Source organism: Rhizobium sp. TRM95796 (assembly GCF_025779995.1).
Taxonomy (GTDB): Bacteria; Pseudomonadota; Alphaproteobacteria; order Rhizobiales; family Rhizobiaceae; genus Rhizobium_E.
On record NZ_JAOXHE010000002.1, the window covers coordinates 310,681 to 325,521 of the forward strand.

Annotated in this window: 15 protein-coding genes; 6 read left to right on the forward strand and 9 right to left on the reverse strand. The window is 63.0% G+C overall.

The window, feature by feature from the left end:
• From pdxA to OCK01_RS07590, 3 genes are all read left to right on the forward strand, one after another.
• A complete protein-coding gene (pdxA, locus tag OCK01_RS07580) occupies positions 1-1,032 on the forward strand; it encodes a 4-hydroxythreonine-4-phosphate dehydrogenase PdxA (RefSeq protein WP_263823226.1) in 1,032 nt (343 codons plus the stop codon).
• Entirely contained in the window at positions 1,019-1,846 is an 828-nt protein-coding gene (rsmA, locus tag OCK01_RS07585) for a 16S rRNA (adenine(1518)-N(6)/adenine(1519)-N(6))-dimethyltransferase RsmA (RefSeq protein ID WP_263823227.1), read from the forward strand. The genes pdxA and rsmA overlap by 14 nt, the downstream gene beginning before the upstream one ends.
• A 319-nt stretch (positions 1,847-2,165) precedes the next feature.
• A complete protein-coding gene (locus OCK01_RS07590; RefSeq protein ID WP_263823228.1) occupies positions 2,166-2,987 on the forward strand; it encodes an LON peptidase substrate-binding domain-containing protein in 822 nt (273 codons plus the stop codon).
• A gap of 150 nt (positions 2,988-3,137) precedes the next feature.
• On the opposite strand, the gene gmk is transcribed toward OCK01_RS07590, so the two are convergent.
• The 7 genes from gmk to fabD form a co-directional block, all read right to left on the reverse strand.
• Positions 3,138-3,785, reverse strand: a complete 648-nt coding sequence (gene gmk / locus OCK01_RS07595; RefSeq protein WP_182826698.1) for a guanylate kinase — start codon at positions 3,783-3,785, stop codon at positions 3,138-3,140.
• A 3-nt stretch (positions 3,786-3,788) separates the two neighbouring features.
• Positions 3,789-4,676: a YicC/YloC family endoribonuclease gene (locus OCK01_RS07600; RefSeq protein ID WP_263823229.1), complete on the reverse strand. Its 888-nt coding sequence runs from the start codon at positions 4,674-4,676 to the stop codon at positions 3,789-3,791.
• A gap of 20 nt (positions 4,677-4,696) precedes the next feature.
• Positions 4,697-5,896: an endolytic transglycosylase MltG gene (gene mltG, locus OCK01_RS07605; RefSeq protein WP_263823230.1), complete on the reverse strand. Its 1,200-nt coding sequence runs from the start codon at positions 5,894-5,896 to the stop codon at positions 4,697-4,699.
• Between the two features lie 113 nt (positions 5,897-6,009).
• Complete coding sequence (gene fabF, locus OCK01_RS07610; protein WP_263823231.1) at positions 6,010-7,272, reverse strand: beta-ketoacyl-ACP synthase II; 1,263 nt, start codon at positions 7,270-7,272, stop codon at positions 6,010-6,012.
• A gap of 98 nt (positions 7,273-7,370) precedes the next feature.
• Complete coding sequence (locus OCK01_RS07615) at positions 7,371-7,607, reverse strand: acyl carrier protein (RefSeq protein ID WP_137153999.1); 237 nt, start codon at positions 7,605-7,607, stop codon at positions 7,371-7,373.
• Positions 7,608-7,892: 285 nt separating this feature from the next.
• Positions 7,893-8,630 (reverse strand): 3-oxoacyl-[acyl-carrier-protein] reductase, encoded by a 738-nt coding sequence (gene fabG / locus OCK01_RS07620; RefSeq protein ID WP_263823232.1) that lies wholly within the window; start codon positions 8,628-8,630, stop codon positions 7,893-7,895.
• Positions 8,631-8,659: 29 nt separating this feature from the next.
• Positions 8,660-9,607 (reverse strand): ACP S-malonyltransferase, encoded by a 948-nt coding sequence (gene fabD, locus OCK01_RS07625; protein WP_263823233.1) that lies wholly within the window; start codon positions 9,605-9,607, stop codon positions 8,660-8,662.
• A 173-nt stretch (positions 9,608-9,780) separates the two neighbouring features.
• Between fabD and OCK01_RS07630 the strand changes: the two genes are divergently transcribed.
• Complete coding sequence (locus tag OCK01_RS07630) at positions 9,781-10,830, forward strand: aldo/keto reductase (RefSeq protein ID WP_263823234.1); 1,050 nt, start codon at positions 9,781-9,783, stop codon at positions 10,828-10,830.
• Between the two features lie 101 nt (positions 10,831-10,931).
• Entirely contained in the window at positions 10,932-12,176 is a 1,245-nt protein-coding gene (locus OCK01_RS07635) for a TadE/TadG family type IV pilus assembly protein (RefSeq protein WP_263823235.1), read from the forward strand.
• On the opposite strand, the gene OCK01_RS07640 is transcribed toward OCK01_RS07635, so the two are convergent.
• Together OCK01_RS07640 and OCK01_RS07645 are read right to left on the reverse strand one after the other, a co-directional pair.
• Positions 12,166-12,582 carry a hypothetical protein gene (locus tag OCK01_RS07640; protein ID WP_263823236.1) on the reverse strand — a complete coding sequence of 139 codons (417 nt, stop codon included), beginning with the start codon at positions 12,580-12,582 and terminating at the stop codon, positions 12,166-12,168. The two genes, OCK01_RS07635 and OCK01_RS07640, sit on opposite strands and share 11 nt — an antisense overlap.
• 15 nt (positions 12,583-12,597) lie before the next feature.
• A complete protein-coding gene (locus tag OCK01_RS07645) occupies positions 12,598-13,065 on the reverse strand; it encodes a TspO/MBR family protein (protein ID WP_263823237.1) in 468 nt (155 codons plus the stop codon).
• A gap of 232 nt (positions 13,066-13,297) precedes the next feature.
• On the opposite strand from OCK01_RS07645, the gene OCK01_RS07650 reads away from it, so the two are divergent.
• A complete protein-coding gene (locus OCK01_RS07650) occupies positions 13,298-14,806 on the forward strand; it encodes a hypothetical protein (protein WP_263823238.1) in 1,509 nt (502 codons plus the stop codon).
• Positions 14,807-14,841 lie beyond the last annotated feature (35 nt).

Sequence of the window (14,841 nt, forward strand, 5' to 3'; positions counted from 1 at the left end):
ATGATCCGAGCGGGAGCGCCTCTTCTCGCCCTGACGCAGGGCGATCCCGCCGGCATAGGCCCCGATATCGCGCTCGCCGCCTGGCGCGAGCGCCGGAGCGCCGGACTATCGCCCTTCATCTATATCGGCGATCCCGACGCGCTTGCGGCGCGCGCGGCGCTTCTAGAAATGGATGCGCCCCTTCGCGAATGCGACGTCGAGGACGCGTCTTCTCTTTTCGACGAAGCCTTGCCGGTGCTGCCGATCGCCGCCGGCTGCGACGTGGCGGCGGGAAGACCGGATAGCCGCAGCGCTTCCGGCACGATCGGCGCTATCGAGGCAGCGGTCGAATTGACCCTTGCCGGCCGCACATCCGCCGTCGTCACCTGCCCGATCGCCAAGTCTGTGCTCTACGACGCCGGCTTCGCCTTTCCGGGCCATACCGAGTTCCTCGCCGATCTCGCGTCCAAAGCGCTGGGCGATCCCGTCACGCCGGTGATGATGATCGCCGGCCCGGAACTGCGCACCGTGCCGGTCACCATTCATATTCCGCTGAAAGACGTGCCGGCGGCGCTGACCGAAGAACTGGTCTACGAGACCGCCCGCATCACCGCCCGCGACCTGACCATCCGGTTCGGCCTCTCCTCCCCACGGCTCGCGCTGTCCGGCCTCAACCCGCATGCGGGCGAAGACGGCGCGCTGGGCGCTGAGGACGCCGCCATCATCGCCCCGGCGGTTGCCCGTCTCAGGGCTGAGGGCATCGACGTCGTCGGCCCCCTGCCGGCCGACACGATGTTTCACAGGGCGGCGCGCGACGCCTATGACGTGGCGATCTGCATGTATCACGATCAGGCGCTGATTCCGGCCAAGGCGCTCGGCTTCGACGACGGCGTCAATGTGACGCTCGGCCTGCCCTTCATTCGCACCTCGCCCGATCACGGCACCGCCTTCTCGCTCGCCGGAACAGGGAAGGCGCGGGCGTCGAGCCTGATCGCCGCACTGAAGATGGCTGCCGACATGGCCCGAAAAGGACTTGACGATGGCAGCGCTTGACGGATTGCCGCCGCTGCGCGAGGTGATCGCGCGCCACGGCCTCGACGCCAAGAAGGCGCTCGGCCAGAACTTCCTGCTCGATCTCAACATCACCCAGAAGGTCGCCCGCGCCGCCGGCAAGCTCGACGACGCCGTGGTGGTGGAAATCGGCCCCGGCCCCGGCGGCCTCACCCGGGCGTTGCTGGCGCTCGGCGCCCGCAAGGTCGTGGCCGTGGAGCGCGACGAACGTTGCCTGCCGGCGCTCGCCGAAATCGCCGCGCACTATCCCGGCCGATTGACCGTGGTGTCGGGCGACGCGCTCGAAACCGATATCGCCCAGTTTGCGGAAGACGGCCTCGTGCTGAAGGTCGTGGCGAATCTTCCCTACAATATCGGCACGCAATTGCTGGTGAACTGGCTGACGGCGGGATGGCCGCCGGTCTGGACGTCGCTGACGCTGATGTTCCAGAAGGAAGTCGGCGAGCGCATCGTGGCGGGCCCGGATGACGATCACTACGGCCGCCTCGGCGTGCTCTGCGGCTGGCTGACCCACTGCGAAATGATGTTTGACCTGCCGCCGCAGGTCTTCTCGCCGCCGCCCAAGGTCACCTCGACCGTCGTTCATCTGGAGCCGCGCAAAAAGACAATCCCGTGCGAACTCGCCAAGCTCGAACGTGTCACGGCCGCCGCCTTCGGCCAGCGCCGCAAGATGCTGCGCCAGAGCCTCAGGCCGCTCGGCGGCGAGGCGCTGCTGCAGAAAGCCGGCATCGACGCCTCGCGCCGCGCCGAGACCCTGGGCGTCGAAGAATTCTGCGCCATCGCCAATCTGCTGTAGAAGAGGCATGGCGGAAGAAGTCGCTGCTGCTGTAACACCGTCTTGTCTGATGGGTTTGAAAAAGGCGATGCCCGCCAGCCGCCCGCAGAACATCATGCATTTCGGGGTGGAGGCTTCAGGCTTCCTACGGTCGTCAGTCTGCCATTGACAGCCGACAGGGTTCTGCGCACAATTGCAATCAGGTTGATACAGCCTGCTGCTTGCGCCCCTGCCGGGTATGGTGAATGTATCGAGCCGCTGATGGCTCCCTTTGCCCGAACGAACGGGTCAGCAATGCAAGCCCCTGACGCTCTCCGTTCGTTTCAGCAAAGGATATATCATGCGCGATTTCCGCGATGCCAAAGCTATGGCGAAAACACTCCGTGAAGCGCTTCAGAACAGATCTGTCGCCTTAACAAACAGCGAGAGCCAGGAGCTTGTTGCTCAAATTCTTGGCCTTAGAGACTGGAACGTGCTGGCCGCAAGGATTCAGGCGACCCGGTTGCCTGCTCCTTCGGCGCAGGCGAACATGCCAAATGCCGATAGGACACACCTACCTGTCGTTCCCCTGCGGGACATGGTGCTATTTCCACATATGATCTCACGGATTTTCGTGGCGCGCGAACAAACCCGCAAGGCTGTTGAACAGGCGCTTACCGGTGATCGACGGGTCGTCGTTGTCGCTCAGAGACGCGGCGCCGAGGATCGCCCCAGCACTCTCGAAGCTCTCTATTCCACGGGCGTGATCGCAGACCTGGTCGATCGACAGACACAGGTGGATGGCGCGCTCAAGGTTACCGTCTGCGGACTTCAGCGAACAAACATTGTTCACCTGACCGATGGCGAGCACCTGGCGGCGGATGTTGCGCCTTTAGAAGAGTTGGAAGGACAGTCGACCGACGCGACGGCTCTGTCGAGTGCGGTTCTCGACGCCTATCAGACTTACGCGAATGTCGATTTTTCAGCGCTCCCGCACGCATCCAAGGTCCGCCTCGGCCTGCCTTCGATCGGCGATCCCAGTCTGTTGGCCGACACCGTCGCGCCCTTGCTCTCGACGAGCCTTGAGGAGAAGCAGAAATTGCTGGAAACCCATGACGTGACGGCGCGTCTCAGAAGCCTGATCGAACTAATGAGCGCTGGCCGACCCAAAGCTGTCGCATAAATCTCAAGGCAATCGACGCGACGCCGTCGCCGTCTCGCAAAAAAGTACCTGCCGCAGAACGCTCCAACGAAAGGCTCGTTTTCGATAAAGCGATTTGCGGCAGAAACGTTTTGCCGTTCCAGTGCGCGTCGGGCATCGCGGCCCCCGGTATCATTCCACCAATGTCTGCACGAAGTCGAAGAGACCGTGGCGGCGGTCGCGGCGGAGCCGTTCGGCTTCCACGATCGCCTTCACCGAGGTGAAAGCGCGGTTGAGGTCGTCATTGACCACCACATAGTCATATTCGCGCCAATGAGCGATTTCTGCGCGGGCATTGGCCAGGCGGGTGGCGATCACCTCGGCGCTGTCTTCGGCGCGACGGTTGAGGCGGCTCTGCAACTCATCCATGGTCGGAGGCAGGATGAAGATAGAGACGACGTCGGCCGGCACTTTTTCCTGCAATTGCTGCGCGCCCTGCCAGTCGATATCGAACAGCATGTCGCGGCCCTCGGCCATGGCGTTTTCGGCGGCCTCGCGCGGCGTGCCGTAGAAATTGCCATGCACTTCGGCCCATTCCAGCAAGGAGTCGCTCTGCTTGAGCCGCTCGAATTCCTTGTGGCTGATGAAATGGTAATGCACGCCCTCGATCTCGGAGGGGCGACGCTGGCGTGTGGTGACGCTCACCGACATCGACATGGTCGGATCGGCTTCCAGCACATTGCGGGCGATGGTCGATTTACCGGCGCCGGAAGGAGAGGAGATCGCGAGCATCAAACCGCGTCGCGCAATATTGACGACCGTGCCGGCAGTCTTGACCATCTATCACTCCAGATTCTGGACTTGTTCGCGGAATTGATCGATCACGACTTTCAGTTCGATGCCTGCCGCCGTGACCGCCGCGCTGTTGGATTTAGAACAGATCGTGTTCGATTCGCGATTGAATTCTTGGGCGATGAAATCGAGCTTACGCCCTACCGGCCCACCCTTGGCGAGAAGATCGCGGGCGGCGGCGACATGCGCCTTGAGACGATCGATTTCCTCGCGCACATCGGCCTTGGTCGCCATCAGCGCGACTTCGGCATAGAGCCTGTCGCGATCGAAGCCTTGCGGGCTGTCGAGGAGAGCTGCGATCTGGTTTTCCAGACGGGAGCGGATCTGGTCCGGACTGCGCGACGGATCGAGTTCGACGACGGCCGCCAGTCGTTCGATGACGTCGACCTGGCCGCCGAGCACGCCTCCGAGCGCCGCGCCCTCGCGTTCGCGCATGGCCTTCATCGAGGCCGATGCCTTATCCAGTCCCTCGAACACCGCCCGGTCCAGCGCATCTTTTGCGCCGTCATCCTCGTCTTCTTCTTTAAAGTCGACCACGCCGCGGATCGACAGAAGCGTGTCGAGCCTCAAGGGAGCAGGATCGATGCGATCGCCGAGGCGCTCGCGAAGCGTCATCACGGCGTCGAGAGCGGCGTCATTGATGACGGCTTCGACCTTGCCGACCCCGGCCTGCAAAGACAGCGACGCCTGTATATTGCCGCGGGCGAAAACCTGCCCGAGCCGGCGGCGCGCCTCCGCCTCCAGCCGATCGAGGCCGGGCGGCAGCCGCAGGCGGATATCCAGCCCCTTGCCATTGACCGAGCGCAATTCCCACGCCCACTGGTAACGACCGATCTGTCCATCCAACCGGGCGAAACCGGTCATGGATTGCAATGTCATGATTTCAAGCCCCGCCCCGCTTAGTTGGCGTCCTGCGCCGCCCCTGCCTCTGCATCCGTCTCGCCGCCCGCCGCCTTTTGCTTGGCGGCTTCCGCCTCGATCTGGCGCCAGCGACGCACATTGCCGTTATGCTCGTCCAGCGTCTTGGCGAAGGCGTGACCGCCGCTGCCATCCGCGACGAAGTAGAAATAATCCGTCTTGGAGGGATTGGCGACCGCTTCGAGCGCGGCCCGGCCGGGATTGGCGATCGGCGTCGGCGGCAGGCCCTTGATCACATAGGTGTTGTAGGGCGTTTCCTTGGTCTTGTCGGACTGGGTGATCGGCTTGTCGGCCGGCTTGCCGTCACCGCCGTAGATGCCGTAAATGATGGTCGGATCCGACTGCAGCCGCATATTCTTGCGGATGCGGTTGAGGAAGACCGAGGCGACCTGGGGCCGTTCGTCCGGCTTGCCGGTTTCCTTCTCGACGATGGAAGCGAGAACGACCAGATCTTCCTTGCTCTCGATCGGTAAATCGCTGTCGCGATGATTCCAAACCTGTTCGATGAGCTTGGACTGGCTGGCCTTCATCTGTTCGACGATGGCCTTGCGATCGCTGCCGCGGGTAAATTTGTAGGTGTCGGGCCTCAGGCTTCCTTCCGGCGGCAGATCGACAGGCAGTTCGCCTTCGAGCACGGGATCGGCGGCCAGACGCTTGAAGATCTGCTTGACCGTCAGACCTTCCGGAAAGGTGATCGAATACTGGATCGATTTGCCGGAGCGAAACAGCTCCATCACCTCTTCCATTGAGGCGCCGGCCTTGATCTCGTATTCGCCGTGGCGCATGGCCTCGCCAGCGCCGAGGAAACTCGTGACGCTCGAGAAGATCCGCGCCTGCGAAATGATGTTGCGGCGTTCGAGCGCGCTGGCGATTTCCTTCACGCCCGCGCCTTCGCGCACCAGAAAGGTCGTGTTGGTTTCGAGCGGTCCCGGAGCCTGATACTCGTGGAAGGCATAGTAGACCAGGGCGACCGCGCCGACGGTCGCCAAGGTGATCATGCTCATGACGAAATTCAGAAAGATCACCAGTTGGCTGCGCGCCTCGCGCGAGCGCTTCGGCGGCGACGGCACCTTTTCCGGCCTCAGAGCCTCGTTGGCCGACTGAGGTATGAAACGCCCGCCTGCCTCGCCATTGTCCTGGCGGCCAAACTGACCATTGGTTGTCTGGTTGGGTTCGGTCACCTGAAGTCCTCGAAAACTGATTCACGACGCAGAACCGGCTTTTCCTAAAGCGGCATTGCGGCAGAAACAGGAAAGTCATGCGGCGGCCCCGCGCAAGCGGAGCCGCTAGGGCCTCAGGCCGCGTAGCGCTTCAACACCAGCGAGGCGTTGGTGCCGCCGAAGCCGAAGGAGTTGGACAGCGCCACGTCGATCTTGCGCTTGCGCGCGGTCTTCGGCACCAGATCCACCTGCGTCTCCACCTCGGGATTGTCGAGGTTCAGCGTCGGCGGCGCGATATTGTCGCGGATCGCCAGCGTCGCGAAGATCGCCTCGATCGCGCCGGCGGCGCCGAGCAGATGGCCGGTGGCCGACTTGGTCGACGACATCGATACTTTGGCCGCGTGTTCGCCCAGAAGTCGCTCGACGGCGCCGAGTTCGATCGTGTCGGCCATCGTCGAGGTGCCGTGGGCGTTGATATAGTCGATGTCGGAGGGCTCGAGGCCTGCGCGCTTCAGCGCCATGCGCATGCAACGCTCAGCGCCTTCGCCGTTTTCCGACGGGGCCGTGATGTGATAGGCGTCGCCGGAAAGGCCGTAGCCGACCACTTCGGCATAGATCTTGGCGCCCCGCGCCAGCGCGTGTTCCAGTTCTTCCAGAACGACGATGCCTGCGCCCTCGCCCATGACGAAGCCGTCGCGGTCCTTGTCATAGGGGCGTGATGCGCGATGGGGCTCGTCGTTATAGGCGGTCGACAGCGCCTTGCAGGCGGCAAAGCCGGCGAGCGAAATGCGGCTGACGGGCGATTCCGTGCCGCCGGCGACCATCACGTCCGCATCGCCGAGCCCGATGAGACGGGCGGCGTCGCCAATGGCGTGCGCGCCGGTCGAGCAGGCGGTGACGACCGAATGGTTCGGGCCGCGCAGCTTGTGGCGGATCGACACCTGGCCGGAAACCAGATTGATCAGGCGACCGGGAATGAAGAAGGGAGAGACCCGGCGCGGACCCTTGTCGCGCAGCGTATAGCCGGCCTCGACGATGCCTTCGATGCCGCCGATGCCTGAGCCGATCAGGACGCCGGTCTGGATCTGGTCTTCGTCGGTCTCGGGCTTCCAGCCCGCATCGGCCAGCGCCATGTCGGCGGCTGCCATGCCGTAGACGATGAACGCATCGACCTTGCGCTGTTCCTTCGGCTCCATCCACTCGTCGGGATTATACGCGCCGTCCTTGTAGTCGCCGAGCGGAATCCGGCAGGCGATCTTGGCCGGCAGATCCTCGACTTCGAATTCAGTGACCTTGCGCGCGCCGTTCTTGCCTGCGAGCAGGTTCGCCCAGGTGGCGTCGACGCCACAGCCGAGCGGGGTCACCATGCCGAGACCCGTAATCACGACACGTCTCATGGTTTGCCCTCCACCCTATGCGTTTTATCATTAGACAATAGAAAAAACGCTTGCCGTGCGGCCAAAACCGCGACGGCAAGCGCTCAACTCGATGAGGCTTAAGCCTGAGCCTTTTCGATGAACTTCACGGCGTCGCCGACCGTGAGGATCGAATCGGCGGCGTCGTCAGGGATTTCCACGCCGAATTCTTCTTCGAAGGCCATGACGAGTTCGACGGTGTCGAGCGAGTCGGCGCCCAGGTCGTCGATGAAGCTGGCGGCTTCGGTGACCTTTTCGGCTTCGACGCCGAGATGGTCAATCACAATTTTCTTCACGCGTTCAGCGATATCGCTCATGTCGGATTCCTCGACCTTCGTTCATGTCGTGCGCCGTTATGACGCCGTTAACCATTTTTTAAACCGCGCGCCCTTGTCGGGTCTTTAGCGGTTCCGTTCAGCCGTTCGCGTCCAAATCCGGTCTAAACCGATTTTATCGCGAACCTGGCAGACAAGGACTGCACTCAGTCTCTTGCGGCTTAACACGGTTTAATTCCCGCGCAAAGCCAGAAAATGAGCCGCCCGCGCCTGTTCAACACCCAATATCAAGGGCTTGCGACAAGGCCTGCGACTCATCCCCCATTCTCAGATCATCGCCATGCCGCCATTGACGTGAATGGTCTGGCCGGTGACATAGGACGCCTCGGAAGACGCCAGGAAAACCACCGCGGCGGCGATTTCCGCGCCCTTGCCCATGCGCTTCATCGGGATCTTGGCGGAGATGACTTCCTGCTGCTTTTCATTGAGCTTTTCTGTCATGGCGCTTTCGATGAAGCCGGGCGAAATGCAATTGGCGGTGATGTTGCGGCTGGCGACTTCGGCGGCGAAGGACTTGGTGAAGCCTTCCATGCCCGCCTTGGACGCGCAGTAATTGGCCTGGCCGGGATTGCCGGTCGTTCCCACCACCGAGCTGATGTTGATGACGCGGCCGTAGCGGCGCTTCAGCATCGGGCTCGTGAGTTCGCGTGTCAGCGTGAAGGCGGCGGTGAGGTTGACGGCGATCACCGCGTCCCAGTCGTCGTCGCTCATGCGCATCATCAGGCCGTCGCGGGTGATGCCGGCATTGTTGACGAGGATGTCGACGCCGCCGAGGCCGGCCTCGACTTCGGCCGCGAAGGGCTTGATCGAGGCGCGGTCGCTGAGATTGGCCGTGAAGATATGGGCGCGTTCGCCGAGCTCGGCGGCCAGCGCCTCGAGCTTTTCGCGGCGGGTGCCGTGCAGGCCGACGATGGCGCCCTGCGCGTAGAGCGCGCGGGCGATTTCTTCGCCGATGCCGCCCGAAGCGCCGGTCACCAACGCCTTGCGGCTGGAAAGATCGAACATGAGACTTCCTCTCTTCTGTTGGCGCCGGATCAGCCGTTGAGGGCGGAAAGCGCGGCTTCGATGTCCTGCGGGCCGTTGACGGCCACGCCTGTCACGGTCTTGTCGATGCGGCGGGCGAGCCCGGTCAGCACCTTGCCCGCGCCGATTTCATAAAGCGTGGTCACGCCGTTGGCGGCAAACCACTCCACAGTCTCGCGCCAACGCACCTGGCCGGTCACCTGCTTGACGAGGAGCGAGGCGATCTCGGCGGGATCGGTCACCGGGGCGACCGCGACATTGGCGATCACCGGAACGACCGGGCTGTTGATCGTGACCTTGGACAACGCGTCCGCCATCGCATCGGCGGCGGGCGCCATCAGCGACGAATGGAACGGCGCCGACACCGGCAGGAGAATGGCGCGCTTGGCGCCCTTCGCCGTGGCGAGCGCGCAGGCGCGATCGACCGCGCCCTTCTCGCCCGAGATCACCAGCTGGCCGCCGCCATTGTCATTGGCGATCTGGCAACCACCGTCAGCCTCAGAGGCTTCGGCGCAGACGGCTTCGACATCCGCCTGTTCCAGCCCGATGATGGCGGCCATGGCGCCCTTGCCGGCGGGGACCGCGGCCTGCATGGCGTTGCCGCGAATGCGCAGCAGACGCGCTGCGTCGCCGATGGAGAAAGCGCCGGCGGCGGCGAGCGCCGAATATTCGCCGAGCGAATGGCCGGCGACATAGGCGACCTTGCTCTCGAGATCGAGGCCGCGGGCTTCGAGCACGCGGATGGCGGCGAGCGACACGGCCATGAGCGCCGGCTGGGCGTTGGCCGTCAGCGTCAGCTTTTCCTCGGGGCCGTCCCACATCGTCGATGTCAGCTTTTCGCCGAGAGCCTCGTCGACTTCATCGAACACGGCGCGGGCTTCCGGGAAAGCCTCGGCGAGGTCCTTGCCCATGCCGACGGCCTGGCTGCCCTGGCCAGGAAAGGTGAATGCGACCGCCATTGGGTGTCTCCCTTTATGGTTTTTGTCTTCCAATTCACACAATGTTGCAGCCTGTCAAGCTTCGCGCTCCGAGATAATCAGGCTTTTCCCGCCATATTCTCCCGTTCCGCCATCTTGCGGCGCAACAAAATTGGCCTACATTTCGCCCGATTTTCACATCGGAGCCATTTCCCATGAAATTCCATTCTCTCGGCCGGACCGGTATTTCCGTGTCAGAAATCTGCCTGGGCACCATGACCTGGGGCGGCGACCAGAACGACCAGGCCGACGGTTTCGAACAGATGGACCATGCGGTCGAGGCCGGCGTCAACTTCTTCGACACCGCCGAACTCTATCCGGTCACGCCGCTATCGGCGGAAACGCAAGGCGCGACCGAATCCATCATCGGCGAATGGATGAAGGCGCGAGGCAATCGTGACAAGATCGTCGTGGCGACCAAGATTTCCGGCCCGGGCCGCAGCTATATCCGCGGCGGCGCGCCGATCAACCGCAAGGAGATCGAGGATGCGCTGGAGCAGTCGCTGAAGCGCCTCAGGACCGATTACATCGATCTCTACCAGCTGCACTGGCCTAATCGCGGCCACTATCATTTCCGCCAGATCTGGAACTACCATCCGGAGAAGCAGCCGCCCAAGGCCGAAATCCTCGACAATATGCTCGAATGCCTGGAAACGCTGGATGAAGCGGTGAAGGCCGGCAAGATCCGCGCCGTCGGCCTCTCCAACGAAACCGCCTGGGGCACGATGCAGTTCCTCGACCTCGCCGAAAAGCATGGGCTGCCGCGCATGGCTTCGGTACAGAACGAATATAACCTGCTCTATCGCGCCCATGATTTCGACTATGCCGAACTCACCCATCACGAACAGGTCGGCCTCCTCTCCTATTCTCCGCTCGCCGCCGGTCTGCTCAGCGGAAAATATCTCAACGGCCAAAAGCCCGGAGGCAGTCGCGCCGCCATCAACGGCGATCTCGGCGGCCGCTTCCAGCCGCTGCAAGAGCCGGCGGTTGCGGCCTATGTCGACGTCGCCCGCCGGTATGGGCTCGACCCGTCGGCCATGGCGCTGGCCTGGTGCCTGACGCGGCCTTTCATGACCTCGGTGATCATCGGCGCGACGACGATGGAGCAGCTGAAGATCAATCTCTCTGCTGCCGATCTGGCGCTTTCCCCCGAAATTCAGCAGGAAATTGCCGGCGTGATCAGGCGATATCCGATGCCTATTTGAGAGAAGCCTGATTTTCGGGACAATCGTAACGATCGGATAAACCTGATCTTCACTCATGTTCCGCTAGGATACAGATGAGCTTTTCATCTGGAGCCTGCGGCATGAGAAATTTACCAACGCTCGATGTCCTTCGGGCGTTTTTCCACGATATAAAAGGCAATGTGGCTCTGGTTGCAGCCCTGGCGATGCCGGTTGTTGTCGGAGGCGTCGGCGCGGCGATAGACTACGGCATGGCGTCGGATCAACGGCAGCTGATGCAGTCGTCGCTCGATGCGGGCGTGCTGGCGGCCGTGCGCGAAACCACCGATGCGTCGCGCCGCAGCATCATCGAAAAATACATGTCGGCCAATTTTCTCGGTGCGACGCTGGCGCCGGACGGCAAGCCGCGTGAGCTCGAGACGATCGATTACACCACCCAACTCTCGCTCAAGACCAATTCGGACAATTCGCTGACGGCGACATTCACCCGATCCTACAACACCAGCTTCATGGGTCTCTTCGGCTTCAAGACGCTCACGCTTAGGGTGAAATCAACGGCGGCCATGTCGCAATCGGGCCCCTGCATCACCGTGCTCGGCAGTTCGGGACAGGATGTGCTCATCAATTCCGGCGCGAACGTGACTTCGAGTGATTGCAAGATGCATGTGCGGTCGACCGCCAATCCGGCGTTCATCATGAACAGCGGCTCGACGATCAACCTGGCCGAATTCTGCGTCAAGGGCGTCAACTATATCAAGAACGGCGGCACGCTCGCCAATCTCAAGACGGGCTGCGCGGCGCAGACCGATCCCTATGCGAGCGCTTTCACGGAACCGACGGTGCCCTCGACATGCACCACCAGTGGATATTTCAACAGCAATACGGTGACGATGGAGCCGGGCGTCCATTGCGACACGGGCTTCAACGGCAGCCCGACCATCACCTTCAAGCCGGGCCTGCACATCATCAAGGGCCGGATGATCATCAACTCCGGCGCGACGGTGAACGCGACGGGCGTCACCTTCTATTTCCCGGACGTGAACAGCGAAATCCGCGCCAATGGCGGCCTGACCTTCACGGCGTCGGCGCCCACCAGCGGGACCTATAAAGGCGTGCTGATGTTCGAAAAGACCTCGAACGCCTCCAACAACGCCAACAAGACCCAATATATCTTCAACGGCTCGAACGGCGAAAACCTCGAGGGCATCATCTATCTGCCCAACCGCAACGTAACCTACAACTCCACCACCAATGTCACCGAGAAGATCTCGATGGTGGTCAACCAGATGATCATCAATTCGGCGAACTGGAAGATTTCAGCCTATGGCGGATCCTCCGGCAGCGAGGGGGCGCGGCTTACGGAGTGACGAAAGGCCGTCCGCCTTGTGGCGGCAACCCTGATGCGCGCTCCTCATCGGGCGCGCCCTGCGACCGCGGATCGACCCGACGCACGCCTTCAGCCAGCCAGAGCGCATGCACCGCCGTCCAATCGGGCCGGATTGCGGCCTCGAAGCCGAACGCATAACCCGTTCCAAGCATCAGAAAGGCCTTCATAGCGCGGCGATGGGCGCCGACGCGTAGATAGGCGAGCATCGCGGTGCGGTCGGTCCAGACCGTCAGCGTGTGATGGACGCCGTCGATCTTGCGCGCATCGGCGAAGAGATTGCCTTCCGCGCGCCGCGCCTGCGACATGCTGTGGACGGCGTGGAAGGCGAAGCGCGGAAGACGCCAAACGCTGCGCACCCGCATGCCGGTGATGCTGACATAGGGCATGAACGATCCTTTTCCTCACGGATTGAGAAGCACGAGCGAAACATTCAGAAGCGTGGCGAAGCTGACCCAGGCGAGATAGGGCGCAAACAGCAGCGCCGCGAGGCGATCGCGACGCCAGGTCGTGGCGATGAAGCCGGCGATGGCGGCCCACAGAGCCAGGATGATGGCGACCGATCCCCAACGCCAATGCAGTGTGAACCAGGCCGGCGACCAGGCCCAGTTTAGCGCCATCTGCGCCACCCAGAGCTTCATCTCCGGGCCATGAAGATCCTGCATGAACACGCGCCAGCCGGCGATGCCGATCAGGATGTAGAGGATGGTCCAGGCCGGCGCGAAAACCCAAGCGGGCGGATTGAAAGGCGGCTTGTTCAGGTTGGCGTACCAATCGCCGGGTGGATTGGACATTCCGATATAGATCCCCACGCCAAGAACCCCGGCGACGAACGCGATCAGGGTGACGGTGGAACGGGAAGTCTGCGACATTTGCGTCTCCTTGCGGCCCCGCTTCGGGCTCGGTTGTCCTTGTTACGTCTGCGCCGGCCCGTTGGCTCGCTCCTCCGACCAGGCTCGACGCGATGAAGTGGCGAAGTAGCCGCCGACGGCCGCCCGCTACAAAGAACAGGCGTCGTTCAGATATTGCTAACCCTGTTCGCTCGATAGTGAGGACGCCAACGCAAAAGCGACGGCTCTCGCTTTCAGGAAGGCAAGCTCGGCGATGGACATCAAACGTTTCGGCCTGGCCTGCCTCGCCGTCCTGGCGCTGGCGGCCGCCATCCGGCTACCGGGTCTGACACGGGAATCGTTCTGGCTCGACGAAGCCTATAGCGCTCTTTTTTCCGCCAAATCGCTGTCCGAGCTCTGGGGCGACGCGCCCTCCTATGAAACCCATCCACCTTTCTTCTATTCGCTATTGAAAGCTTGGTCGGCGGTGTTCGGACGGAGCGAGGCCGGGTTGCGCAGCCTCTCGCTCGTCGCCGATCTGGCCGCCATCGGCCTCGTCGCCTGTTCGTCGCGTCTCCTCGACCTGCCCAAACGAGGCGACGCAATCGCCTTGGGGGCGGCGCTGTTGCTGGCCGCGCATGGCGACATGGTCAACAGGGCCGCCGATGCGCGTCCCTATGCGCTGATGACGCTTTTCGTGACTGTGGCGATGTTCGCCGCCCTGCGGCTGATCAAGCGCCTCGGCGATAACCGCGCCGGGCGATCGACGCCGGTCCTGGCCGATCTCGCGCTGCTCTCGGTCGCCGGAGGCCTCATCCTCTGGCTTCACAACACCGGCTTCTTCATCTGCCTCGGTCTGTGGTCCGGTCTCGCCGTCGCCGTCATCATGGTCCGTCCGCCCAACATGTTTGGCAGCCTGGCGGGAATCGTCGCGTCCGGGCTCGGGGCGCTGATCATCTGGTCGCCGGCTCTGCCGATCTTTCTCGAACAGGGCCGCGCGATGGCGGCGATGCCGTTCTGGACGCAGGCCAAGGCCGCCGATGCGTTCGCGGTCTTGCCGCTGATTTCAGGCGGAGGCTTCGCCGTTGCGCCCGTCGTCGTCGGAATGGCGCTCGGCTTCCGGCGGCTATGGGCGTTCGACAGGCCGGTGGCGATCTTTGCGGCAACCACGGTCTTTCTGCCGCTCGCTCTCGTCCTGGCCACACATTTCATCGCAAAACCGATCTTCATCGACCGCCTCTTCGCCTGGATGACGCCGGCTTGCCTCGTCGTCGCGGCGATCGGCCTTGCCGATCTGGCGGCGCGACGGCGCGGGCTCGCCATCGCGACCGTGCTGCTCATCGTCCTGAGCAATGCGGCGACGATCATCGGCGGCAAGCCGGTGAAGGAGCCGTGGCGCGAGATCGTCGCGACGATCGCGCGCGAGAGCCGGCCGGGCGACCGCATTGTCGCCTCGCCCAACGAAGTCTTCGCGCCGTTCGCCTTTTACGCCCCCGGCCAGACAGACCTGCCCCCCATCCTCTTTGCGCCGGGGCCGTTTCCAGTGCGGGATGCGGCGCGCCGCTACATCACCAATCTCGGCGCTCCGGCGATCGAGACCTCGGATGCTCCCGCGCTGCAAAAGGCGATTGACGGAGCCGATCGCGTCTGGCTAATCGAGCGCAAAGCCGAGCTCTTCGATCCCGGCGGCGTGGTCAGGCAGGTCGTATCAAAGGGACGCGCCATCGCCTTTTCCGCCCGTGACGGCGACATCGTCGTCGAGCTCCATGTCCGCAACCGGTGAGCACCCGGCCGTTGTCGCGGCCCCGCCGCAGAGTG